At 41.4% G+C, this 24,122-nt stretch carries 21 protein-coding genes and 2 pseudogenes; 12 read left to right on the top strand and 11 right to left on the bottom strand.

What is annotated here, in order from left to right; translation table 11 throughout:
- Positions 1–93: 93 nt before the first annotated feature.
- From LC608_RS01565 to LC608_RS01535, 7 genes are all read left to right on the top strand, one after another.
- Positions 94–939 (top strand): hypothetical protein, encoded by an 846-nt coding sequence (locus tag LC608_RS01565; RefSeq protein ID WP_229551850.1) that lies wholly within the window; start codon positions 94–96, stop codon positions 937–939.
- Positions 940–1,044: a YgiT-type zinc finger protein gene (locus LC608_RS01560; protein ID WP_229551849.1), complete on the top strand. Its 105-nt coding sequence runs from the start codon at positions 940–942 to the stop codon at positions 1,042–1,044.
- 289 nt (positions 1,045–1,333) lie between these two features.
- Positions 1,334–1,654 (top strand): nucleotidyltransferase domain-containing protein, encoded by a 321-nt coding sequence (locus LC608_RS01555; RefSeq protein WP_229551848.1) that lies wholly within the window; start codon positions 1,334–1,336, stop codon positions 1,652–1,654.
- A gap of 291 nt (positions 1,655–1,945) precedes the next feature.
- Positions 1,946–3,523 carry an NAD(P)H-quinone oxidoreductase subunit 4 gene (locus LC608_RS01550; RefSeq protein WP_229551847.1) on the top strand — a complete coding sequence of 526 codons (1,578 nt, stop codon included), beginning with the start codon at positions 1,946–1,948 and terminating at the stop codon, positions 3,521–3,523.
- A gap of 506 nt (positions 3,524–4,029) precedes the next feature.
- Entirely contained in the window at positions 4,030–4,752 is a 723-nt protein-coding gene (locus LC608_RS01545; RefSeq protein WP_229551846.1) for a Uma2 family endonuclease, read from the top strand.
- 150 nt (positions 4,753–4,902) lie between these two features.
- Positions 4,903–5,598 carry a hypothetical protein gene (locus LC608_RS01540; RefSeq protein ID WP_229551845.1) on the top strand — a complete coding sequence of 232 codons (696 nt, stop codon included), beginning with the start codon at positions 4,903–4,905 and terminating at the stop codon, positions 5,596–5,598.
- A 138-nt stretch (positions 5,599–5,736) separates the two neighbouring features.
- Positions 5,737–5,970: a DUF433 domain-containing protein gene (locus LC608_RS01535; protein ID WP_229551844.1), complete on the top strand. Its 234-nt coding sequence runs from the start codon at positions 5,737–5,739 to the stop codon at positions 5,968–5,970.
- A 119-nt stretch (positions 5,971–6,089) separates the two neighbouring features.
- Here LC608_RS01535 and LC608_RS01530 read toward each other — a convergent pair whose 3' ends face one another.
- Positions 6,090–8,072, bottom strand: coding sequence for a DUF262 domain-containing protein (locus tag LC608_RS01530; protein ID WP_229551843.1), 1,983 nt, complete (start codon positions 8,070–8,072; stop codon positions 6,090–6,092).
- Positions 8,073–8,189: 117 nt separating this feature from the next.
- On the opposite strand from LC608_RS01530, the gene LC608_RS01525 reads away from it, so the two are divergent.
- Entirely contained in the window at positions 8,190–8,432 is a 243-nt protein-coding gene (locus LC608_RS01525; RefSeq protein WP_229551842.1) for a CopG family ribbon-helix-helix protein, read from the top strand.
- 46 nt (positions 8,433–8,478) lie between these two features.
- Here the strand turns inward: LC608_RS01525 and LC608_RS01520 are convergent, their stop codons facing one another.
- From LC608_RS01520 to LC608_RS01490, 6 genes and pseudogenes are all read right to left on the bottom strand, one after another.
- The gene (locus tag LC608_RS01520; RefSeq protein ID WP_229551841.1) at positions 8,479–8,922 is read right to left on the bottom strand and encodes a DUF29 domain-containing protein; all 444 of its coding nucleotides are present in this window, start codon (positions 8,920–8,922) and stop codon (positions 8,479–8,481) included.
- 45 nt (positions 8,923–8,967) lie between these two features.
- Complete coding sequence (locus LC608_RS01515; protein WP_229551840.1) at positions 8,968–9,225, bottom strand: BrnA antitoxin family protein; 258 nt, start codon at positions 9,223–9,225, stop codon at positions 8,968–8,970.
- Positions 9,226–9,236: 11 nt separating this feature from the next.
- Positions 9,237–9,512: pseudogene (locus LC608_RS37445) on the bottom strand (DUF5615 family PIN-like protein).
- Between the two features lie 53 nt (positions 9,513–9,565).
- Positions 9,566–9,790 carry a DUF433 domain-containing protein gene (locus LC608_RS01500; RefSeq protein ID WP_012412401.1) on the bottom strand — a complete coding sequence of 75 codons (225 nt, stop codon included), beginning with the start codon at positions 9,788–9,790 and terminating at the stop codon, positions 9,566–9,568.
- 12 nt (positions 9,791–9,802) lie between these two features.
- The gene (locus tag LC608_RS01495) at positions 9,803–10,078 is read right to left on the bottom strand and encodes a LapA family protein (RefSeq protein ID WP_100901829.1); all 276 of its coding nucleotides are present in this window, start codon (positions 10,076–10,078) and stop codon (positions 9,803–9,805) included.
- Between the two features lie 72 nt (positions 10,079–10,150).
- A complete protein-coding gene (locus LC608_RS01490; RefSeq protein ID WP_229551839.1) occupies positions 10,151–11,575 on the bottom strand; it encodes a phosphoglucomutase/phosphomannomutase family protein in 1,425 nt (474 codons plus the stop codon).
- Positions 11,576–11,721: 146 nt separating this feature from the next.
- On the opposite strand from LC608_RS01490, the gene LC608_RS01485 reads away from it, so the two are divergent.
- Positions 11,722–12,576, top strand: coding sequence for a PD-(D/E)XK nuclease family protein (locus LC608_RS01485; protein WP_229551838.1), 855 nt, complete (start codon positions 11,722–11,724; stop codon positions 12,574–12,576).
- A gap of 195 nt (positions 12,577–12,771) precedes the next feature.
- On the opposite strand, the gene LC608_RS01480 is transcribed toward LC608_RS01485, so the two are convergent.
- Positions 12,772–14,448, bottom strand: coding sequence for a transglutaminase family protein (locus tag LC608_RS01480; RefSeq protein WP_229551837.1), 1,677 nt, complete (start codon positions 14,446–14,448; stop codon positions 12,772–12,774).
- A gap of 491 nt (positions 14,449–14,939) precedes the next feature.
- Here LC608_RS01480 and LC608_RS01475 point away from each other — a divergent pair, with 491 nt between their 5' ends.
- Together LC608_RS01475 and recF are read left to right on the top strand one after the other, a co-directional pair.
- Positions 14,940–17,798: a cation-translocating P-type ATPase gene (locus LC608_RS01475; protein ID WP_229551836.1), complete on the top strand. Its 2,859-nt coding sequence runs from the start codon at positions 14,940–14,942 to the stop codon at positions 17,796–17,798.
- A gap of 101 nt (positions 17,799–17,899) precedes the next feature.
- Entirely contained in the window at positions 17,900–19,021 is a 1,122-nt protein-coding gene (gene recF, locus LC608_RS01470) for a DNA replication/repair protein RecF (RefSeq protein ID WP_229551835.1), read from the top strand.
- Positions 19,022–19,119: 98 nt separating this feature from the next.
- Here the strand turns inward: recF and LC608_RS01465 are convergent, their stop codons facing one another.
- The gene (locus LC608_RS01465) at positions 19,120–19,578 is read right to left on the bottom strand and encodes an MgtC/SapB family protein (protein WP_229551834.1); all 459 of its coding nucleotides are present in this window, start codon (positions 19,576–19,578) and stop codon (positions 19,120–19,122) included.
- A 901-nt stretch (positions 19,579–20,479) separates the two neighbouring features.
- On the opposite strand from LC608_RS01465, the gene LC608_RS01460 reads away from it, so the two are divergent.
- The gene (locus LC608_RS01460; RefSeq protein WP_229551833.1) at positions 20,480–22,843 is read left to right on the top strand and encodes a putative PEP-binding protein; all 2,364 of its coding nucleotides are present in this window, start codon (positions 20,480–20,482) and stop codon (positions 22,841–22,843) included.
- A gap of 2 nt (positions 22,844–22,845) precedes the next feature.
- Here the strand turns inward: LC608_RS01460 and LC608_RS01455 are convergent, their stop codons facing one another.
- Together LC608_RS01455 and LC608_RS37440 are read right to left on the bottom strand one after the other, a co-directional pair.
- Complete coding sequence (locus LC608_RS01455) at positions 22,846–23,685, bottom strand: hypothetical protein (RefSeq protein WP_229551832.1); 840 nt, start codon at positions 23,683–23,685, stop codon at positions 22,846–22,848.
- A 29-nt stretch (positions 23,686–23,714) separates the two neighbouring features.
- A pseudogene (locus LC608_RS37440) lies at positions 23,715–24,108 on the bottom strand (hypothetical protein); the annotation flags it as partial.
- Positions 24,109–24,122: the final 14 nt, after the last annotated feature.

The raw sequence follows: 24,122 nt of genomic DNA, 5'->3' as shown, positions 1-24,122 counted from the left end.
AATATTTGAAAAGATATAAAAAATTTCTAATCTCTATAACTGGTTAATTTACCACTAAGCTGTGCAACTTATAGCTCTGCTTTATCTGAAACGATGAATAACATCCCAGAAGATGAAAATAAGATAATACTTAACTCTATAAATGCTCATGGCATTTATTTTAAAAAATCTGTCAGGCGTGAACTAGAAAAAGTCGCTGATTTAAGGATATGCGAAGAATATCCAATACATTATTTTGGAGGTACACAAATAGATATTCTTGCTAAGTATCAACATGAAAATACATTAAATATATTAACTATAGAATGTAAAAAAGCTTATGCACCCTATAAAAAATGGATTTTCTTTGAATCTTGTGAGGCTGAAGATAAATTAAAATTCCATTATTTTTATAATGATGAACTTATATTACAAAATCAAAGCCTATTTATAAGAAATCATTTTAAAGTTTGTATAGAAGGAATTGATATAGACTTGTCATCTTCATCGAGAAATAAAGAAGATAAAAATAAAGGTTCAATGGATGTTATATGGAAAGCAGCCAACCAAATCAGCAAGGGTTATTATGGATTTTTGTTAGAGGAGCTAGAATTCAGAGAAAAGTCTAGTCCCAACGAATTAAAAGAATATAATTATTATAATATTTTACCATTAATTGTAACAAATGCTCCTTTATTGGTTATCAGTAAAGAGCATCAGAAAGCAAGCCTTGAAACAGGTAATAGTGACAAACTTATTATGTCAGAGGTAGATTACCTAATTCTAAATCATGCATTTACTCCACCAAAAGGGGTTGCACAAACCTGGCTACAATTAGATATCCCTGGCTATCAGAACCCTATCGATAGAGGAAATAATTCAAAAATAGCAGTATTAGTAGTAAATGCTAAAAAACTAATAAGTTTATTAAATTTATTATCACATATTAATCAAAATTAGATGAAATGCGTAATTTGTCAGCGTGGAGAAACTAAACCAAATTTAGTAACTGTGACATTAGAAAGAGATGAATGTATTATCGTTTTAAAAAACGTTCCAGCATAAATTTGTGATAACTGTGGTGAATATTATTTAAGTGATACAGTTACCGAACAGGTTTTAGGAAAAGCAGAGTCAGCTATTAATAATGGAGCAGAATTGGAAATTATTAGATATGCAGCTTAGTATTATTGTTACGGTTTTTTTGCACCAAATCGCTTTTCTGTACAACCATTAAACAGGAACGTGTATTTTTAGTGATAGCTGCGATCGCAATTTGCAAAGCGTCTTCCAGAGAATATATCGCTTTTGAGTTAGCATAGACATAAAACAAAGTAATTGTTTACTTAAAATTATGCTAAGTCAACCGGTTTCAACAGTTTTACCCCAAATACGCAAAATAAAACAACTTTATGGAGAACAATTAGACAAACTAATTTTATTTGGTTCACAAGCCAGAGGCACAGCAGAACCAGACTCAGATATTGATATTTTAATTGTATTGAAAGATGTCTTTAACTATTCTCAAGAAAGTGAAAAAATAAGTCAAATTATTGCTGATTTATGTTTAGAATATAATGTTTTAATTAGTTGTGCTTTTGCTACCAGGGAACAACTAGAAAATTATGATAGTGGTTTCTTTCGTAATGTCAGACAAGATGGGTTATTAATATGACCCCTGAACAACAAAGACTCCTAGAAAAAGCCGCTTTGCGGCTTGTCGTAGACATCGCACCCCTAAGCTATAATTTTACCAACTTTTTTAGGGTAAATTTTTGACTGGACTGGGAGTATCACAACGCACATTCCGCACCCCCAAATGTCAAAAAAGACTCCCAAAAGAAAAAATAGGGGATTGCCAATTTAATTAAATCAACCTAACGAGGAAGACGAAATCTCCAAAAAGCTGTTACTTAATAACTAGTGACTTTTTGCCAAACATGATTTTGATAGCAGACGAATTGTGATGAATACAGCTAATTTTCCGTGGCTGACGACGATTATTCTGTTGCCGATAGCCGCTTCACTACTGATTCCCATCATCCCGGATAAAGAAGGCAAAACAGTGCGCTGGTACTCCCTCATCGTAGGGCTGATAGATTTTGCACTAATTGTTTATGCTTTTTATACTGGGTATGATTTCTCCAATCCAGATTTGCAGTTGGTGGAGAGTTACCCCTGGGTACCCCAACTAGATTTGAATTGGTCAGTAGGGGCAGATGGCTTATCCATGCCCCTAATTATTTTGACTGGATTCATTACCACGCTGGCGATTTTAGCAGCTTGGCCTGTTACCTTCAAGCCGAAGCTATTTTACTTCTTGATTTTGGCGATGTATGGCGGTCAGATTGCCGTGTTCGCCGTCCAGGATATGCTGTTATTTTTCCTGGTGTGGGAACTGGAACTAGTACCGATATACTTTCTGCTGTCGATTTGGGGAGGCAAAAGACGGCAGTATGCAGCGACTAAATTTATTTTATACACAGCCGGCGGTTCGCTGTTTATTTTGCTGTCTGCCCTGACAATGGGATTTTACGGCGATACGGTGACGTTTGACATGCGATCGCTCGCCTTAAAAGACTTCGCCCTCAATTTCCAACTTGCCGCCTATGCTGGCTTCCTGATTGCCTACGCCGTCAAGTTGCCGATTATTCCCTTGCACACCTGGCTACCTGATGCCCACGGTGAGGCTACAGCGCCCGTACACATGTTATTGGCAGGTATTCTTTTGAAAATGGGCGGTTACGCCTTAATTCGGATGAATGCCCAAATGCTCCCCGATGCCCATGCCCTTTTTGCGCCAGTGTTGGTAGTTTTGGGGGTAGTTAATATCATCTACGCTGCCTTGACATCCTTTGCCCAGCGTAACCTGAAGCGAAAAATTGCCTACTCCTCAATTTCTCACATGGGCTTTGTGATGATTGGTATCGCCTCCTTCACCGATTTGGGATTGAGTGGGGCAGTGTTGCAAATGGTTTCCCACGGCTTAATTGGGGCGAGTTTGTTCTTCCTGGTTGGCGCAACTTACGATCGCACACACACCCTGATGTTGGATGAAATGGGCGGCGTTGCGAAGAGAATGCCGAAGATTTTCGCCATGTTCACCACCTGTGCAATGGCTTCTTTGGCATTGCCAGGGATGAGCGGTTTCGTGGCAGAATTAATGGTATTTGTTGGCTTTGCTACTAGCGATGCTTATAGCTCTACCTTCAAAGTCATTGTTGTATTCTTGATGGCAGTGGGAGTAATTTTAACTCCCATTTATCTGCTGTCTATGTTGCGAGAAATTTTCTACGGAGAAGAGAACAAGGAATTAGTTTCTCACCAAGCTTTGATAGATGCTGAACCCCGCGAAATATTTATCATTGCCTGTTTGTTAGTGCCAATTATTGGTATTGGTTTCTATCCAAAATTGCTGACTCAAATGTATGACGCCACAACTGTACAATTGACAGCAAGATTGCGTGATTCCGTGCCAACATTAGCACAGCAAAAAGACGATGCACTAAAGGTTTCTTTGAGTGCGCCAGAAATTGGTAATTAAGTTGCGATCGCTAGTTTAGTTTAAATATTGATTACTTTGAGGGCAGGTTTTGTACCTGCCCTTTTTGTTATTCACTCGAAATTTTCGATTCGGTGAAGTAAAAAATAACCCATTGAACTGAGTTAAAAAAAACTTTGTATTGGTAAATAATGAGATGTATTTTTTACAACTATAGCGATCGCTATTTTAGTTGAAATATTTATTGTTTTGAGGGCGTGTTTGTACCGACCCTTTTTGGTATGCTTTTGGAGCAGTACATACCAAAATAAAAATATTCCACGCTTTTTTGCTATTGTCAGTTAGAGATTCTGGTAATCAATATCGAAAAAGCATGAATTTAATGTAAAATTTTGCAATCACAAGTCTGTGAATACTGAGAAAAATGCACAGGCGATGTCTAGCACGGGCTACCTTTACACTAAAAATGGTTCTTTATTCTCGTGCTGCGATCGCACATCAATAGATTACGTACAATCTATCTAGAATCATATTTGGCAAAACCGCTCATGTTAAACTACAATCCACTGCATTGTTTGCCATCTTCCGAAGAATTAGCCGACTCAGATGATACTGCTGTGGATAATGAACTTCAAAATTTAATTCCCGGCTTGCTGAAAACGACACTGGCTTTGGTTTGGTGCGATCGTTGGGATTGGTTCTTTGGTGTTGACATGGGTATTTATTTTGACGCAGACAAACCAGCCATTGTCCCTGATGGGTTTCTCAGCTTAGGAGTTAAACGCTTCATTGATGAGGATTTGCGTCTAAGTTATGTGTTGTGGGAAGAAAAGAAGCAGCCAATCTTAGCGCTAGAAGTTGTTTCCCAAATATATCGTGAAGAATATAGCACCAAGAAAGAATTTTATGCAAAAGAATTAGGAATTTTATACTACGTTGTGTATAGTCCCCTTCGGCGGAAAAAGCCGCCTTTGGAAGTGTATCGCCTAGTTGATGGGGAATATATCTTAATGTCAGGAAATCCCGTTTGGCTACCAGAGATTGGTTTAGGAATTGGGCGAGAACGGGGAATTTATCAAGGTATAGTGCGGGAGTGGCTGTACTGGTATGACGAGGAAGGGCAAAAATTGCTGACACCAGAAGAACGCATCAGGGAAGCGGAAGAACGCACAGCTTTTGAAGAACAGCGACGGGTGGAAGCAGAACAACAGGTGAAAATGTTAATTGAAAGGTTGAATGCGCTTGGTGTTGATCCAGAAAGTTTGTTATAGATTCAGCAGATTTTGTATTTTTTGCTGCCTTAATGTTAATTAGCTTCCTGGCTAGGGAATTATATTTATAAAGCAACTAATAACTTGACGGTACAAATCGTAAAAGCTGGTTGCTCAATAAATATATTTACCAAAGCCTGCATCAGAAATATGGAAGTTAAATTAGGATTTGGAGCAGTCCCAAAACCTCAATATGTCTTTATCAGCAAAGAATCCGATCACTGCTGGTATATGCTATCCGACGATACAAGACAAATCCCAATTTATGAGAGAGCCTTGACTGGGGTGATAACAGGGATAGAAGTTAATAAAAAAGTGGAAACTTCACATGGAGAAGCAGAAAAAACTGATTTGCATATTCTGGCAGACAAACCTTATGTTATCCGCTCAGGAAGTGAATCTTACTTTTCTAAAAGTTTGTTGCTTTCACTTGATGCCTTGACTTCTGAACAATTGGCTCATCCACTTACGATCGCAGTTAGTCCTGGAGAGAGAACAATTGTATTTTGTGCAATTTATAATCCAGTGACTTATCGTTCTATAGGTGTTATATGGAATGGACACAGGGAAATTGACTGGCAAGCTTTAGGACAAAAAGTAGGTTTAAAAATTAATTGTATTCAAAATTTACATCAAGATGAAATCCAAATATCTGCCAATACAAGGTCATCAGAAATTCATGCAGTTTTGATAGCTCAAAGTGACACATATTTAGCCCAATTAAATTGGACTCCAGAGCAGGGAAGGGAGTATTTGCAGCAAAAATATGGCAAGCGATCCCGTCTACAACTCACTGATACAGAAATTCTGGATTTCATTGATTACTTAAAGCTACAACTAACCTAAAATTGCCCAAGTTAGCTTGCTGTTGGGTTAGTCTGCGATAACAGCGATTCCCCTGTTGGTACACTAAGATGCTAGGCTGGGATAATTGCGATCGCAGAATTAGAGTTAAATAAAAGTACCTGATATTAAAATACTTGCATGAACTCAAGGGTTGATTTGTTGACTCACATTACTCAAACTCCTGGTCAGTGTGGTGGTCGTCCTTGTATTCGAGGCATGAGGATTCGTGTGAGTGACATTTTAGAAATGTTGGCTGAGAATGTCAGTGTTTCTGAGATTTTAGAGGATTTTCCCGATCTTGAACTCGAAGATATCCAAGCCTGTCTATTGTTTGCAGCACGGCGAACTGACTTTCCTCGATTGACAGCATGAAAATTTGGATTGATGCTCAGTAATTGTTGGGTTTCCTTACTTCAAATCAATTTACAGTGATGTGCGATCGCTTGTCCATTGCATTGAAGTTTTAGCCTTTAGTCCTGTCTAATGCTTTTTCAAGGTGAATTCACTGTCTCAATCTGCCATTCTTCGACTGATAGTTCTGCTGTTTCTATTGCCTTTCGACAGAATGCGTCAATATCTTTTGCTGATAAGTTGACCTCAATGAAAGCTCCATTGTGAAGTTTTCGGGTGTTACGAAAGTCTTTTTCATCCAATCCTACAAAGCGAGGAAACTGCTGCATAATGTCTTGGAATCGCTCAGGCTCCAAATCAGCAAGCAGATTCATGGTCATTTCCAGGACATCCCGCCAGCTTTTTACAGAATACTCTTGACCAAATAGATGAAGTCGTTTGGGAATAGTACCAGTCAGGATACTAGGTTGAGACAACTGTGCTAACTCGTTACCAAAGTAGTTCCAAATCTGCAAAGCACGTTCAGCAAGATATGCTGCCCGTGCTTCAATATCCTCTCTTTGCCAAGACTCTCTATTGTAGAAATACTTATTCAATTCCAAATGACTATTTTGAAAGTGAATGCACTTAGATGTAAACTCATCGTTAGAAAGCTCTGAATTATAGGCTGTAAGTGTTAGATTTCCCAGAGAATGACGAAGTAATTCATGAGTTACAGCCCAATTTTCTCCTAAATGCTCTTTCCACCATTCATTCAAAGTTTGTGGCATGACGTGCTCAATAGAAAGCCCATCAAAAGATACCTGCTCCTTATGTTTGAAAGATTCCTCAATTGATTCAAGAATGAGCTTTGCTTTCTCAGAACGATTACTACCGTATAGCTTCACGTCCATTAATCTAGCTCTAAATTCTACGTCCTTCGGATAGTCACGACTCTGAAGAGCCAACTTAAATCGCCCTACAAAATTATCGGAAGCCAGACTGGTATCTTTACTAACTTGTGAGTAAAGTAATGCAAATATTCTATTCAATCCTCTTGTTTGAATATTGCAAACAAAGCGACGAAGGATAAAGTTTTCGATAATTTGGAGAACAGAAATAAATTCGTATTCTGTGATTCTGGCTTGCATCCAATCATCGTAGCAGTTCAGAATAAATGGATAAACAGTTGCAACTTCCAAGCGATTGAGGCGATTGAAATACTTACGCACCTTCTCGTTTTTTTCTCGCTCTGGATTCAAAAGCCTTACATAGTATTGGGCAAATATATGTAAATCCTTAAGATACGATACTGGATCACTTTTGTTAATTCGCTCTTTTATTTCAAAATAAATTTCACTCTGCTTTACATCCACACCACTTTTTGTCAGGTAGTGACGAATAAATTCTGTCAAGTTTTCTCCCAAAAGTTCCTGCATAGGCAGCCAGTACTGAACATAGACAGATTCCTGACTATCCGTGTGAATTCTCATAAAGAAATAGTTACGAATCAGGTCTGCTTGGCTTAGAGGTCTCCCTTTAGCATTAAGACTTTCAAAAACTAGGTGGGGATCATCATCTGTACTGAGTACAACACTTACAAGTGAAAAGTTACTACAGAGAACCTGTTTGATTTTTTGAAATTCTAATCCACTCTGTCGAATTTTATTTTCAAAGAAAGAATAACATTCTGAAATACTACTTCCATCAATCTGTGATTGAAAATTGATGATGCGATAAAATGCTTCACGATCTATCTGTGTAGGCTGTAATTTGTAGTAATCTAGGTCTTTCTTGTATGGGTTAACGAGAATAGTATTGTCAATTTCTGCCGCTAGTTGTTCCGCAGACTGCTTGGCTTTATCCCGCAAAGCGGAAAGAAGAATAAAAACTGTCGTTAAGCGTTGTTGCCCGTCAATCAAAAGATATTTGCTTACTCCTTCAGGTACAGATGTAGTTGGCATAGTGACAATGGAACCCATGAAGTGAGGACGGGGATTATCCATTGCACAGAGTTCTACAAGATCATTCCACAATGCCTGCCACTCAGATTTTTTCCAACTGTAGGCTCGCTGAAACAGGGGAACAACGTACTGCTTTGTTCCTTCAATAATTTGTTGCAACTTAATTTCTGAGGCTTGCATTACTTATAGATCCTCTGTAGTCCTGAATTATACTGTCAATCTAGAACTATCATTCCCAAAAACAGCAAGACAATTGCAATAATAAAACTATGCAATCCAACTTAATTTGACGGCACGATGAGCCAAGAAAATATTACGTTTCGGATAGATAGCGATCGCAAGGCTGCACTTGATGCGATCGCAATTCATTGTAAGTGCGATCGCAGCCACATACTTAATGAAGCGGTAGCCACTTATCTAGAGATGTATCAGTGGCAAATTGAGGAAATTCAAAAGGGAATTGCTGAAGCGAATACTGGAGACTTTGCCGATGATGAAGAAGTAAAAGCGACTTTTGCAAGACTCACCAGTGTATATTAAGTGGCTGCGTAATGCGCTACTAACCACACAGTCACAATTACAGTTATTAAATATCGCTTGCTTCTGGTAGCCAGTCTTCATCTAACACTAACTCTACAGAATATGGGCACTCTTCTGGAAACACGGATATAAGTATCCCCGTTTGCTTGGCTGCTTGCCGACACGCCCTGTGATAACTTTCCTCAAGTTGCTCTGTAGGATAGCTCTTAAGACTAGGACTATCGAGTATAGCTAACTCAATTTGGGTGCGAGAATCGGTGATGGAATCGAGCCAACTATCTGAGCGACGCTGGGGTTGATATTGCCACTTGAGCAAATGCAGCAGTAAGCGAGTTAGTTGACTGGCAATACCTCGCCGTTCACTTTTGCCCAAGCCTTCAACCTCTTCAATCAGATGTTCTACATCAACTTCATGCCAGCGATGCGATCGCAATAGTTGGGCTGTCTGTTCAATCCACAAGTTAAAATCTAGTTTATAAGTTGCGCTCATAGCCTTTATCGATCAGCCGCATAGCTTAGGCAAGCCAATATGTCCTCATTTTCCAATGCGCTCAAGTTCCTCTCGCAATACTCGCCGTAATGTCTCTTCTAACGGTTCACAGCGCTGCTGAATGTACTCACGCAAGGCATCGTTAATCAAAGTTTGGTAATTTCCCCCACCTGCTGCGTGAACTTGGTCACGAAACCATGCTAGTACTTCATCATCTAGGCGAATTGTAATTCGAGTTTTGCCTGTTGGTGTTGATTCAATCGCTCCCCGCTTGCCCTGGCTAAAATCATACTCAGCTTCCATAATTTTCAAATCTAATACAATGTCAAAACTCCCAAATCTGGATTTTTGTCAAAAGCTTGGATATCCTCTACATGCGATCGCAAAATCTCTTCAATCTGTCTGGTTGAACAATTGCCATAACGAATCCAAATCACTTTCGGAGGAAATCCTCGCAAAATGCTCAACTCATTAAAATCAGCCTCTCTGGTGACAACAGTAAATCCACTTTGTCAGGCATACTCCCAAACAGTTAGATCATCTGCTTGATCTAAGCTTATAAGAAAAAGATGCTGAGAGTTTGGGTACATATCAGCTAGTCGATCAACTAACCGAGGTGATAAGTTATGGTCAAACAATAACTTCATGCTTGCATTGTTAGCATTTGCCGTTCTCGATCAGCCGCATAGCTTAGGCAAGCCAAAATATCTTCTTGTGTCAAATAAGGAAAGTCATCAAGCAATTCCTCGTAGGTCATGCCAGAGGCAAGATAAGATAAAACATCGTATACAGTAATTCGCATTCCTCGAATACAAGGTTTACCACCTCGTTTTCCTGGTTCAATTGTAATAATGTTTTGATACTGCACAGCTATCAAACCTCAAAAATCTTCATCATCAACAAAAAACTCCGCATCGTCTTCTAATCGAGAATTACCCTGTCCAATACCAGCAAGCCCCCAGAGAGGTTGCAGCAGTGCCATGCCAATTAACCCTACACAGGCACTAAAAGCCAGCACTAAACCCATTGGTATTTGAATCGATTGGAATGTTAAGAATTTTAACGATACGGGTGTGGCATTTTGAACTGAAATAATTGCGATCGCGATTACCCAAACTGCTAAAACTAAAGATGTCAAAAAAGGAGCGATTTTCATAGTTTGATAAAAGTTAAAAGTTAGGAGCTAATAATTCTTAACTTATAACTCTTAACTCCTAGTTCTGACTGATTAAACTGCTACAGCCTCTAGTTTAGCAATGACACTCTCTAACTCTTGGGCGATTTGGGTAAGTTTTTCGGGAGTGTTGGTTTCTAGATAGACGCGCACCAGTGGTTCTGTACCGGAAGGACGCAGTAAAACCCAGCTACCCTCTTCTAAATAGAGCTTAATACCATCTTTACGCCCCACTGACTTGACTTTAATTCCTGCTACCTCTGTTGGTGGATTTCTAGTAAATGAGTCGATGACGGCGATTTTATGCACCTCTGTGAGGTGCAAGTCTAGGCGGTTGTTGTAAAGTGGGCCATCGGCTTCAGTGATCGCTTCTTTGACAAGTTGACTCAGAGGTTTACCTTCATAGGCGATCGCTTCTGCCACCAGCATATTGGCCAATACTCCGTCTTTTTCGGGAATATGCCCGATAATACTCAAACCGCCTGATTCTTCTCCACCAATTAACACGGCAGTTTCCCGCATTTTTTCGCCGATGTATTTAAAACCAACTGGTGTTTCGTAAATTTGCAGCCCATTTTTAGCCGCGAAATTATCCAGCAGGTGCGTTGTCGCCACAGTGCGGACTATCGCGCCAGTTTTACCTTTATTTCTGATTAAATGACGTGCTAGAACTAACAGCACAGTATTAGGAGTCAGGACGGTTCCTTGTTCATCGACGATACCAAAGCGATCGCTATCTCCATCCGTCGCCAAACCCAAATCAGCGCGATCGCGAACTACTGCTTGTACTAACTCAACTAATTGTTCTCCTTTGGGTTCTGGCATTCCACCCCCAAATAAAACATCCCTCCAATCGTGGAAACTTTCTAACTGAACGCCACTATGTTGCAAAACTTCATCTAAATAGCCACGAGAGGTAGAATACAAAGCATCGTACTTTACCTTTAAATTAGCGCTTTTAATTTTTTCTATATCAAGTAGAGTGTAGATAAATTGCAGGTAATCTGGTTTCGGATCGAAAATTGAAATTGAACCTAATGGGTTGCTCCCAGGCAACTCATCCGATGCACTTTCTATATTTGCCACAATAATATCAGTAATCTCTGGAGTGGCAGGCCCAGCATAATCAGGTATATATTTAATTCCACAGTAGGGTGCTGGATTATGACTAGCAGTAAACATTAATGCCCCAGCAGAATTTAGATGACGGGCGTTGTAGGCAATTACTGGTGTAGGGCAATCCCGATTAGTAATTTTCACAGTCCAACCTAAGTCTGCCAAAACTTGGGCCGATGTTTGGGCAAACTGGTCAGCTAAAAAGCGAGTATCGTAGGCAATAAGTACTGGTCTATCTTTTTTGTAGGCTGTATCCAGGTAAGTGGCTATTGCTCTTGTTACTTTCCGCACATTGGGGAAAGTAAAGTCATCAGCAATAATTCCTCGCCATCCATCAGTACCAAATTTTATCTTGCTGGACATTTTTGCTACTTGCTCCCGTACATTATCAGTACTATAAAAGCTTCCCGCAAAGCGCGTGTAGCAGCAACTATCCTCCGAAGTTCTTTTCTAAGCAAGCCTTAGTTTAAACTTCTCCCCACCGTATTTTCTCTCACTGTTTCTGAGCAATGTCAACCCCCGATCGACCTTTTGCCAGTTATCACCTTTGGTCTCTAGTTGCCCCAGCGACTGGGCAAGAACGCTGGCATTGCCAGATGAGACGGGGGTTTATCAAAGCACGGCAACACGAACCACAAGTCAAAGCGCTTTTAGGGCAAGCCACCGCGCCCCAGAGGATTGGCATACTCGCCCAAAAAGGCATTTATGAGTTTCATCATCACAGGTATCTGTTGAAGCAAGCCGATGGTGTAGAAAGAGTTGCACAGCTACTTAAATTAGGCAACTCAAGCGATCAAGTCCAGCAACGCGTGCTGCAAATTCTCAAAAAATATCATGATGCGCCGTTGCTTTTGGATAAAGATATTATCCAATTAACTCCGGGTGATGAAGGCTTTCCTAAACCGATAGTAGTGGAACAAGAAGATTATTGCTTTCGATTATATGCGGCTATGGATTGCGTTTTCATTGAGTCTGATAGCACTTTACATATTTTAGATTTCAAAACTGGTAAGTCGGCTTTTGACCGACGACAGGCATTAGTGTATTTGGTAGCTGCTCGTTATCTTTACCCTGGACGGGAAGCCGTTGCATCATTTTATAATTTAGAAATATGTAAAAAGTCTGAGTTAATTAGCATTAATAATAGTGAATTAGAATACATAAAATTTGAGTTAGCTAATATTGCCCACAAGCACCAGCACGATTTGCAAAAATATCAGGAAGAAAGTAGTAATTTCAGTAAAATTTTTCCTCCCAATCCTGGCTCTCACTGCCGCTTTTGTCCATTTAACTCAATCTGTGAATTTGCTGATTTTAAGCAGTATAAATCGTATCCATTGCCTAGTTTAAGAGTTAATAGCTAGTACCGCAACGCGGAAGTCAAAAGTTAAAAGAATTGTATTCCAAGCTTTTGCGCCATTTGAAATGGTATGTTTATTTTCGCTGTGCTGTACTAGTGGAGAGTGGGGGGCAGGGGGAAGAATAAAACAATTACCTACTTTCCCCTCTACTCCAAGCTTTGTGTCCCTCTGCCTCTTTCCAATGCCCAATGCCCTAATTTAAAAAGGCGGTAATTCTTTAAGAATTGTGAACCGGATATGATTTATCGCCAAATCGCCAATGGGAATATCTTCTTTGGTTAGCCGCTCACCTTGACTTGTCACGGTTTCAAAGGTGATACCTTTACCAATTTCAATGTGGTACCAGCACAAGCCCATAAAAAAGCGCGTCGGATAAGGGCCGCCTTCACCTATATCATCAGGATTTGATTCCATTGGTAACCAACCAAAATTCGGGACGTAGAACTCCAACCAAACATGATTAAAGTCGGGTTGTAGAGGTACTCCTATTAAGTCACTATGGGGAGGACATTTATACCTACCTACGGTGCGGCAGGGGATGCCATTTAAACGGGATAGGGCAAGTAAAACGCCGACATATTCGCCGCAGGAACCAACGCCCCGTTCTAAAACTGTATCTGGCGTGTCAATGTAAGGTTTAATACCATAGGACAACTCATCATAGACGTAGTTGCGGATACTGTGCATTTTCCGTAGCACATTGGTTTCAGAACCAATGGCTTCTCTGGCGGCACGGCGAACAATGGTAGTATCCATTGCTAAATCGTCGTCATCCACTAGGTAGCGTGTTTCTAATTCTGAAGATAATTTAGGTATATCTTCTACATCTCTAGGTGTGATGCGATACTTAATACCGCGAACTTCCAAAAGTGCTTTCCAGCCAAATATATGCCGTTCACCTGGGGCAAGAGAATCAAATTTAAACACTGCTACACGTTGCCCTTTTACCACTTCTTCCGTAAAAGGTATACCAATGGCTTCAACGTGTTTCACCTTTTGACGCTCAGTTTCCGATGGTAAGGCGATGCGCCATTCGACATCAGGTAAATAAACCTCGTCTAAGGGTGCAATTTCTTCAGCATAAGACATTTCAATCAGATAGCCATTAGAGAGGGCGTAGCGCTTATCTGGATCGTAATGATAATACAGGGGGTGAATAAAAGTGCGATCGCGGAACGTTAGCTCATGACTTGGATCAGCATTTGGGTTGTCCCGAATATAAGCTTCCTCTGAGGCGTAGGCGACGTAAATACTTTCTTTGCCTGTTTCGGCATTTTTATGTATCGCTATGCCTGTGGGACATTCAAAGGGGGTCAGCACACTAAATTGAAGTTCTCCTGTCGCCCTATCCATCGCGTAAACTGATTGTTCGGTGCGATCGCAAATCCACAGCATTTCCTGGGTGACTGCTAAATTCTCTATCCCAACACCTGGGGCATAAAACCTGGTAATTTCTTTTCGCGTTTCACGGTCAAAAATCAGAATGTAGCCTAGCCTTTGGCAACTGACATAAACTGTTGTTTCCCAAACAGCAACGCCGTCAGCAGGATAAGGCAATGTCACAAAATGTTCCAGACCCAAAGCATTGAGATTGCACAAGTAAACACTATTTTCTCGGCTCACCCACAGGGTATCTTCCCACGCAGCTAGACCAGTGACATCAGTAAATTCTTTAACTTGATGGGGATTAATAATTTTGCTGTTGTCAGAGGTGGGATCAATTTCTAGTAGATGCCCTTTAATACTGTCAATGGCAATCAGCCGATCTTTAATGAAAGTAATGCCACACAGGGTAGCAGCAGTAAGCGGTCGAATTGTCTTTTGCCCAAACATCTGGCTTGCGATCGTGGGGAGTGTAAAACTCATATTAAGCATATTTATTCAATGATTTAGCACGCCTGGACAATTCAAAATTCAAAATTCAGCTTAAAAAGTTTGCTAGGTCGGGAAACCCTACTGGCACCCCAGTTCGCTTGAGCGGGTAAATACGCAAGCGACTGGCTCAACTTTGGGCAAAATTCAAAATCTTCGCGTAGCGTCTCGTAGAGAAGAAATGCAATTATGCCATGCATCCTAGCTATTGGCTAAATGAAAATGAACGCAATGGCAGCCTAAAATTAATTGTGGCATGAGGTCTTTAACAAAGCTTCAAAGCTCTATTACTTACAATTATCGGTAGAATGTCTTCTGAAAAACTCTTTCGTGAGAAATAATACTATGTCAAAAGAGAAAAAATTTACAAATGTTAATAATTACAGATACACCCATACAACTGGGTGATCGCCTTATTGTAACTTTAGGAGATGGAATTCCTGCCATCGCTAAATTATGATCAAACTTTGTAACCATTTGCTGTGAACTACACGATGTCTGCTAATTCTCTGCCTGAAGGTGCCGCCGTTTGGCATAGTTTAGAAGTTGATAAAGCACTAGACCTGCTCGATAGTAATGCAGACAGTGGCTTAACACCCCAAGAAATTCAACAGAGATTGCAAAAGTACGGGCCCAACGAATTACAAGAAGTTGCTGGCCGTAGTACTTGGGAAATTCTGCTGGATCAGTTCAAGAACATTATGTTGTTGATGCTGATTGGCGTAGCTCTCATTTCTGGGCTTATAGACCTATGGGGTTGGCGAAATGGCACTTTAAAGCCTGGTGAAGTGCCATTTAAAGATACGATCGCTATCCTAGCAATTGTCATTCTCAACGGCATACTCGGCTATGTCCAAGAAAGTCGTGCCGAAAAAGCCCTAGCAGCCCTGAAAAAACTGACTTCTCCCTTAGTGCGAGTGATGCGCGACACTAGACTGGTGGAGATAGCAGCCAAAGACTTAGTTCCAGGGGATGTCATGCTGCTGGAAGCTGGGATGCAGATAGCCGCAGATGGACGCTTGATAGAACAGTCTAATTTGCAAATACGAGAGTCGGCGCTGACGGGTGAAGCCCATGCTGTCAACAAACAGGCAACACTAAAATTACCAGAAGAAACAGATTTAGGCGATCGCATCAATTCAGTCTTTCAAGGAACCGAAGTCGTCCAAGGACGAGGCAAAGTTCTGGTGACTAACACCGGAATGACAACAGAATTGGGCAAAATTGCCACCATGTTGCAGTCGGTGGAAAGTGAGCCTACGCCGTTACAGCAACGGATGACTCAACTGGGTAACGTCCTAGTTACGGGTTCTTTAATTCTCGTAGCGATCGTTGTTGTCGGTGGTGTGATCAAGGATCAAGGTTTTAAAAACATCCAAGAACTCTTGGAAATTTCCTTGAGTATGGCGGTTGCTGTGGTACCAGAAGGTTTACCAGCTGTAATTACCGTCACACTGGCACTGGGAACCCAGCGAATGGTGCGCCAAAATGCCTTGATTCGCAAACTTCCCGCAGTGGAAACATTGGGTTCTGTAACTACCATCTGTTCTGATAAAACCGGCACCCTGACTCAAAATAAAATGGTGGTGCAATCGGTTTTCACTAATAACAAAACTTTTCACGTCACTGGTGAAGGTTATGCTCCCACAGGGGATTTTCAGTTAGATGGTCAAAAAATTTCTCTAGAGGACTCTCCAGAAATCTCAGCGTTATCAGTCGCCTGTGCTATTTGTAATGATTCGGTGTTGCAAAAAGAACAAGGTAATTGGGCGATTTTGGGAGATCCCACAGAGGGAGCATTGTTAACACTGGCGGGAAAAACTGGAATCGAAAAAGACCAGTGGAACAGTAAATTACCCAGAGTTAGGGAGTTTCCCTTTTCCTCAGAACGGAAGCGGATGAGCGTAATTTCTCAGGTGGAGGGAGTCGCTACAGGTGACGCATCTTCCAGAGGCATTGACCCAGCGATCGCTAGTTTTATCGAATCTGAATCTTACTTAATGTTTACCAAAGGTTCTCCAGAGTTAACCTTGGCACGTTCCACTCAGATTCATTTGGGTAATCGTTCAGCCCCCTTAACTGAAGAACAACGCCAGAAAATTTTGGCAGAAAATGACCAAATGGCGAGTAAAGGTTTGCGGGTGTTAGGTTTTGCCTACAAACCCCTCGCAGAAATTCCACCAGAAGGTTCAGACGAAACATCCGAGCAAGGCTTGGTATGGTTGGGACTGGTGGGAATGCTAGATGCGCCACGCCCAGAAGTAAGGGCGGCTGTGCAAGAATGTCGAGATGCAGGTATTCGCCCAGTGATGATTACTGGCGACCACCAATTAACAGCACGAGCGATCGCTACCGATTTGGGAATTGCCAAAGAAGGCGATCGCGTTCTCACAGGTCAAGAATTGCAACGGATGACTGACCAGGAATTAGAGCAAAACGTTGACCTGGTAAGCATCTATGCCAGGGTTTCCCCAGAACACAAACTGCGAATTGTCCAAGCACTGCAACGCCGGGGTCGATTTGTGGCGATGACAGGCGATGGTGTTAACGATGCCCCAGCCCTCAAACAAGCTGACATCGGTATTGCAATGGGCATTACTGGCACTGATGTAAGTAAAGAAGCCAGCGATATGGTATTACTTGATGACAACTTCGCTACCATTGTCACCGCCACCAAAGAAGGTAGAGTTGTTTACACGAATATTCGCCGCTTTATTAAATACATTCTGGGCAGTAATATTGGCGAAGTTTTGACAATTGCAGCAGCACCCTTAATTGGTTTGGGAGGCGTTCCCCTGACTCCCTTGCAAATTCTCTGGATGAACTTGGTAACAGACGGTTTACCAGCTTTGGCACTAGCTGTAGAACCTCCAGAACCAGATGTGATGCAACGTCCGCCTTTTAGTCCCCGCGAAAGTATTTTCGCTAGGGGATTGGGTTCTTACATGATTCGCATTGGGATCATTTTTGCCATTATCAGCATTGCCTTAATGTGGTGGGCTTATCAACATACCCATGCCCCTGAGTATCAGGGCAATCGGGATGCTTGGAAGACGATGGTATTCACTACCTTGTGTCTCGCCCAAATGGGTCATGCGATCGCCATTCGCTCCAACAACCGACTGGCCATCGAGATGAATCCCTTCTCCAATATATTTGTACTAGCGGCTGTTGTCGTCACCACGATTTTGCAGTTAATGCTAGTTTACGTCCCACCCCTGCGAGATTTCTTTGGTACTCACTACCTGAATCTGCAAGAGTTGGGAGTTTGTATTGGCTTCAGTGCCTTAATGTTTGTGTGGATTGAAGCGGAGAAGATATTTCTGCGGATTATGGGCAAGAAGGCTGTCTGAAAAAGTGAGGAGTTATGAGTTATGAGTTATGAGTTTAAGAAAATTTTGCATTCAAAACTTAAAATTCCTAACTCCTCACTTCTAACTCTTAACTCTTCCTTATGTACCTGAAAACTCTAAATCTACGACAATTTCGCAATTATCAAGACCAGAACGTTGAGTTTAATGCTGCCAAAACAATCTTGGTAGGTAATAACGCTCAAGGAAAGTCGAATTTGTTGGAGGCGGTGGAGTTACTGGCGACATTGCGATCGCACCGAATGACCCGCGATCGCGATTTGGTTCAAGAAGGGGAAGCCATAGCCCAAATTAATGCCACTCTTGAGCGACAAACAGGCATTAGTGACCTGACTTTAACCCTGCGCCGCAATGGTCGCCGTAGCGTTGCCCTCAACGGTGAATCTATCCGCCGTCAAATGGATTTTCTCGGCGTTCTCAATGCAGTTCAATTTTCTAGCCTCGATTTAGAACTAGTACGCGGCGGCCCGGAAGGTCGCCGCAACTGGTTAGATACACTCTTAATTCAACTTGAACCAGTTTATGCTCACATTTTGCAGCAGTATAACCATGTGTTACGCCAGCGCAATGCCTTTTTAAAACGCCATGTAGAAACGTTAGATGCAACGTCTCTACACTCAGAATTGGCGGTGTGGGATGCACAGTTAGCTACTACAGGAACCAGGGTAATTAGACGACGCGATCGCGCCATCCAACGATTAGCTCCCATTGCTACGGCTTGGCACGCCAGTATTAGCGGCAGTACAGAAGCTCTACAAATCAAGTATCTGCCGAATATTCCTTTAGAGGATAACCAGCCAGAAGAAGTGCAGCAAGCTTTTTTGGCAAAAATCCAGCAGCGAGCGATCGCTGAAATGCACCAAAGCACTACTCTTGTCGGCCCCCATCGAGACGAAATAGAATTAACTATTAACCAGACACCTGCTCGTCAATACGGTTCTCAAGGTCAACAAAGAACGCTGGTTCTAGCCTTAAAATTAGCAGAATTACAATTAATTGAAGAAGTTGTTAAAGAGCCACCATTGCTATTACTTGATGATGTCCTTGCTGAACTAGATTTATCGCGTCAAAATCAATTGCTCGATGCCATTCAAGACCGCTTTCAGACTTTAATTACTACTACTCACTTGGGTTCTTTTGATTCTCAGTGGCTGAAGTCCTCCCAAATTCTTTTTGTGAAAGCAGGAGAAATAATCCCAAATTAGTCATTTGTAACCGAAATAGACTCATCATACAGAGCAACTAAATTTATTTATGAGGATTATTAATTTTGACTTTTGAATTCGGAGAGTTGCGACCGTGACTAATCACGTTTTTCTAACCTTTTAAAAACGGTGAGAACTAAAAAAGTCAGCAAAGCACCGATTAATGCTAACTGCCATAAACCACAGCCAGCAGCAATTCCTAAAGCAGCCGAAATCCAAATAGCTGCTGCTGATGTGAGTCCGTGAATTTCAAGTCGCTGTGATTCTTGAGAAGATTGGCGCACAATTTCTCCAGCACCGAGAAATCCTACACCGGCTGCAATCCCCTGAATCACGCGGCTAAGTGCATCACGGCTCGACAGTGACCCATCTGTTTGCATAATTATGAGAGTAAACACGGCTGAACCTAAACTCACCAACATGTGAGTTCTTAAACCGGCTGGTTTACGTCTAGTTTGGCGTTCGAAGCCGATAATTGCTCCAATAAGCAATGCAAGGCACAGCCTGAAGCTAATATTTAGCCAATCATTAGTTGCTAGATAGTAAGTGTTTGACAATGCTTAGTCTGGTGTAGAGAATTTTATATATTAGTACAACACGGCATAAATCTAGGTACTATACATATAAATTAACAAGACTTCGAGCAAAATCCCATTGTTAAAGGTAAGCAAACTTTCGCCACAGTTACTAGTACCGCAAGGCAAAAGCCAAAAGTCACGCACACTTTAATTTTTGGCTTTCTGCTGTAATAAAATATTAGATTTCTTTCCGCCAACCTATACTAGGTTATACCGTTTCTTTGTGAAGCTGCATATATTTACCCCCCGGCTACGCCGTCCCCCCTTGTAAAAGGGGGACTGATTATGTGCATCTTCATACAGAATTGGTATTAATTAGTAATATTTTTACAAAAATAGTGCAAAAATATTTTAGTCTTTTATTGATGGAGTCTAATTTAACGAGTGCAATTTAATAGCCTATATCATATTTCGATTCTATTAATTCGTTAATACTTTCTTGGTATGACTTAATCTCTTAGCTTGTTAGGATTATTTACCAATAAAATATTATTTTGCTCAAAAATAAACTTTAAGTTTATTAAATAGAGTTTTTAAACTATTTAAAATGACTGAACCATAAAATTCTCCCTTAAATTACTAGATTTAACCCATACACTCAATAATTAAATATAATACCGCCATCTATAACTCGCTCAAACAGCTAAACCCCCGATTTTAGAAAAGAGAGGCTAAATGAAGGAAAATATTTGAATTACAAAGGAGTTGAATTACAGCAATACATCGTGTAACTGGCAATTAACCACTAATAAGGTCGGCAAATTAAACGTAAATGCTGGAAAGTCCTCTTTTAGTAGGGAGTCAGTGGATTTCCGGCTGATAAAGTACTAACAGGAAATGGCTATGGCTACAAATAGATAACTGACAACTAACAAATTGAGTGGACAAACTCTACTGGCTAGACCAAATTAAACTACAAGACCGCGCCAAAGTAGGTGACAAAGCATTTTACTTGAGCAGAATCATGCAGCGTGGCTATCCGGTGGTGCCTGGTTTTGTCGTTTCGGCAGAAATTTTGCGAGAATTTCTCGAAAATCTCAATAGTTCAGAGTCATTAGTGGCTGACTTACCCCATTCTTCGTTACACCTGGATGTAGCTAATTGGCGTCAACTCCAGCAGGTAGCAGGTCGTTTGCGCCAAGAAATTCTCACTGCGACTGTGCCACAGGATTGGGTGAATACAATTTTCCAAGCAGCTAGAGAATGGCAAACTGGCTGTTTGATTCTTCGACCTACCTTAGCAGTATCAAATGCTACTCCCAGTATGAAGAATATATCTGGTTTGCTGGAGTCAGTGTTTTGCCAATGCGAACCAGAAGCGATCGCTTTTGCCCTAAAGCGTACCTGGAGCCAGATATTTCGTGCCAGAAGTCTACTATATTGGCAACGGGCAGGAATTAACCTGCAACAAATCAGTTTAGCCGTTTTGGTTCAACCTATTGAGAATGCGATCGCCAGTGGCTTGCTGAGTGCCAACTCCTCGGGATGGGAAATTGAAGCTACTTGGGGATTAGGAATTGCGATCGCTCTTGGCGAAGTCCAGCCAGATATTTACTATATTCAACAGACAACCGGAATTGTGCTTGAGCAACAGTTGGGCAATAAAATGCTCGCTTATGGTGTGGATAATGCAGCACCTGGAGCTTTTTCGCAACCTGTATCCCAGTCAGCGCTAACACCAGATCATACTTGTCTAACTACCTACCTAATTCAGTCAGCCCAACAAAAACAGTACGCTTTACAAGAAGAATACATCCAACAAATAATTGCTCTGGGAACTCAACTGGTGAGTGAACTGGGTAAAAGCTTTATCATTAAATGGACTATCGCCGGGCAAAATACATCTAGCAAGCTCTACATAACACAAGTTAGTTCTCCCCAATCTGTAATTAACCACAGACACTTCATCAGGGGAATAGGAGCGGCAGGAGGACGTGTTGTGGCGACTGCTCTAGTAATTAATAATCCGCAACACAAACCCGAACAATTACCCAAGGGAGTGATTTTAGTAATAACAGCGATCGCACCTGATTGGTTACCATTACTGCACCAGGTTGGTGGTATTATTACTGAACAAGGCGGATTAACCAGTCATGCTGCAATTCTTGCCAGAGAATTAGGTATCGCAGCAGTAGTTAACGCAACATCTGCTACAAGCTTAATCAAAACCGGCGAACGACTGCTACTCGATGGCGATAAAGGAGAAGTTTATCGGATCAAAGAAGAAGGGGAAAGTGGGAGAGAAAAAGAGATGGAGAGGAGAAAAGTGGCTGAAAATCCTCTCCTTCCTGCTATCTCCCCATCCCGTCTTGCTCTTGGTTCTCATCTACCTATGATTGCTACCCAACTGCTGGTTAACTTGAGTCAGTCTAGTTTAATAGAACAAGTGCAAAGCTTTCCTGTGGATGGAGTGGGATTGTTGCGCTCAGAATTGATGGTACTAAATATATTGTCCGGGCAACATCCTAATAGTTGGATTTTAGGCGGGCGGCAAACAGAATTGTTAGAGCGATGGTCTGAGCAAATTATGCAGTTTGCCCGTGCTTTTGCACCAAGACCAGTTTTTTATCGTTCTTTAGATTGGCCACAGGATTTACCATCATTGAGTGATAATTTACAATCTTCAACACAATCGATGTTAGGTGAACGTGGTACTTTTAGCTATTTACGAAATCCCGCTGTATTTGAGTTGGAACTGCAAGCTTTAGCGAGTGTCCAGCAAGCTGGTTACAGGAACGTAAATCTACTGTTGCCTTTTGTGCGGACTGTGGAAGAATTTGTCTTTTGCCGTCGCAAAGTTGAGCAAGCTCTTTTAACTGAGGTGTCACAGTTTCAATTGTGGATGATGGCAGAAGTGCCAAGCGTCCTGTTTTTACTGCCAGAATATGTCAAAGCAGGTGCAGCCGGAATTTCTATTGGTACAAATGATTTGACCCAATTATTGCTCGGAGTGGATCGAGAGCAAGGACAGCTAGGAAAAGTGTTTAATGAACGTCATCCGGCAGTTATGAGTGCGATCGCTCAACTAATCCAAATGGCTAAAAGTGCCGGTATCCCTTGTTCAATCTGCGGTCAAGCACCAGCCATCTATCCAGAAATCATCGATAAGTTAGTGGAATGGGGCATAACATCCATTTCCGTTGAACCGGAAGCAGTAGAGCGAACATACCAGGCGATCGCTCGTGCCGAACAGCGTATAATTCTAGCAGCAGCACGACGTGAATTAAAACAGGGAAAAAAGTAATTTTATCTAATATAGCCAGTTTCGCGGAAAAACTTCCGTAAATCGGCGAAAAATTTGGTGCGATCGCTGTTTTTGTAAGCTTGCTGCACTCGCCCCCATCCATCCTGTCCTTGACCTAGCAGATATTTATCTGCCAAATAAGCTGCTAAAAAGCCCTTGCCATCACCGCCTTGTTGCCGTGCTTGGGTATAAGTTTGCCATAGCTCTGAGGCATGATTGGAGATTAATTTAGGATAGCGGCGAGTTACATTAACCATTTTACCTTGGCGATAATGCCAAATTTGCAGAGGGTAGCCAGAACCAGCATAAGCTGTAAAAGCATAGGCAAAGCGATCGTCTTGGCTATCAAACTCTGGCAGTCCATCTTTGTCTAAATCTCTGAGCCGATAGCCACCATTGCCCCATTCATGACGAATCTTAATATACTTTTGGGATTTATTGTCATAGCGATAAATCAATGAATAAGTACAACAGTGCGCTCCACCTGTAAAGAAATCGGCAATTATTTCTGGTTCTTTGTTACCGTCCAAGTCTCGCACTGGTAAGTTATTTTCTTGTCCAGATATATTCCCCACAGGTCTGTCATATTCATTGTCTTGCAGCTGTTTTTGATCCAAAACAGTTTTACCTGCTCGGATAATTTTCAACCGTACATTTTTATACTTATATTCCTCTAGCTTCTCGTAGGATATTTCTGCTCGCACATTCCCCGATTGCCCAGTTATTGTTTCTGCTGTTGCAGTCTGGGTAAATACAGCCGTTGCACTCAAAAGAGCTAAACCGATTAGAGATTGACTGATAAAAGAGCGAATAGTAATCATCGTTGCTGTTGTATATAGCACATTCAACTTTATACAACACCATCAAAATGTCAATATTGGTAAATTGCCGCAACGGCTGTGCTATGTGGAATCTGTTCAAAGGGAACAGCGTAAACCGTGCCACCGTTTAATAAGGTATGAGCAGCGACAAAATCCAACAAATCCTCATCACCAGTTTCTTTTTCTGGGTGCAAATAAACCGTTTCTGAGGTTGGATCGAATAAACCCCACTGTTGCTGACCAACTGCAACTAGTACCGCAAGGCGGAAGTCAAAAGTCAAAAGTCAAAATAAATACAGCCTAAGCGTTTCATTGATTTGGAATGGGTGCTTTATTTACGCCGTGCTGTACTAGTAATGAATCCACTCGTTGGTAATAAGCGCCTGAGATAACTTCTTGGAGGTTGTTAGATGCTTTACCAGTATCACCACCAAATAATTCGTGTGAATTTCATTACG

It is taken from the genome of Nostoc sp. XA010 (assembly GCF_020829625.1).
GTDB lineage: Bacteria > Cyanobacteriota > Cyanobacteriia > Cyanobacteriales > Nostocaceae > Nostoc.
The sequence above is the reverse complement of the archived record's forward strand: the minus strand, read 5'-3'. Positions and strand labels throughout refer to the sequence as shown.

Excerpts from the sequence above, each read along its gene's own strand:
- LC608_RS01565 (WP_229551850.1), top strand. The coding sequence starts at position 94 with ATGAATAACATCCCAGAAGATGAAAATAAGATAATACTTAACTCTATA.
- LC608_RS01560 (WP_229551849.1), top strand. The coding sequence starts at position 940 with ATGAAATGCGTAATTTGTCAGCGTGGAGAAACTAAACCAAATTTAGTA.
- LC608_RS01555 (WP_229551848.1), top strand. The coding sequence starts at position 1,334 with ATGCTAAGTCAACCGGTTTCAACAGTTTTACCCCAAATACGCAAAATA.
- LC608_RS01550 (WP_229551847.1), top strand. The coding sequence starts at position 1,946 with ATGAATACAGCTAATTTTCCGTGGCTGACGACGATTATTCTGTTGCCG.
- LC608_RS01545 (WP_229551846.1), top strand. The coding sequence starts at position 4,030 with ATGTTAAACTACAATCCACTGCATTGTTTGCCATCTTCCGAAGAATTA.
- LC608_RS01540 (WP_229551845.1), top strand. The coding sequence starts at position 4,903 with ATGGAAGTTAAATTAGGATTTGGAGCAGTCCCAAAACCTCAATATGTC.
- LC608_RS01535 (WP_229551844.1), top strand. The coding sequence starts at position 5,737 with ATGAACTCAAGGGTTGATTTGTTGACTCACATTACTCAAACTCCTGGT.
- LC608_RS01530 (WP_229551843.1), bottom strand. The coding sequence starts at position 8,072 with ATGCAAGCCTCAGAAATTAAGTTGCAACAAATTATTGAAGGAACAAAG.
- LC608_RS01525 (WP_229551842.1), top strand. The coding sequence starts at position 8,190 with ATGAGCCAAGAAAATATTACGTTTCGGATAGATAGCGATCGCAAGGCT.
- LC608_RS01520 (WP_229551841.1), bottom strand. The coding sequence starts at position 8,922 with ATGAGCGCAACTTATAAACTAGATTTTAACTTGTGGATTGAACAGACA.
- LC608_RS01515 (WP_229551840.1), bottom strand. The coding sequence starts at position 9,225 with ATGGAAGCTGAGTATGATTTTAGCCAGGGCAAGCGGGGAGCGATTGAA.
- LC608_RS01495 (WP_100901829.1), bottom strand. The coding sequence starts at position 10,078 with ATGAAAATCGCTCCTTTTTTGACATCTTTAGTTTTAGCAGTTTGGGTA.
- LC608_RS01490 (WP_229551839.1), bottom strand. The coding sequence starts at position 11,575 with ATGTCCAGCAAGATAAAATTTGGTACTGATGGATGGCGAGGAATTATT.
- LC608_RS01485 (WP_229551838.1), top strand. The coding sequence starts at position 11,722 with ATGTCAACCCCCGATCGACCTTTTGCCAGTTATCACCTTTGGTCTCTA.
- LC608_RS01480 (WP_229551837.1), bottom strand. The coding sequence starts at position 14,448 with ATGCTTAATATGAGTTTTACACTCCCCACGATCGCAAGCCAGATGTTT.
- LC608_RS01475 (WP_229551836.1), top strand. The coding sequence starts at position 14,940 with ATGTCTGCTAATTCTCTGCCTGAAGGTGCCGCCGTTTGGCATAGTTTA.
- recF (WP_229551835.1), top strand. The coding sequence starts at position 17,900 with ATGTACCTGAAAACTCTAAATCTACGACAATTTCGCAATTATCAAGAC.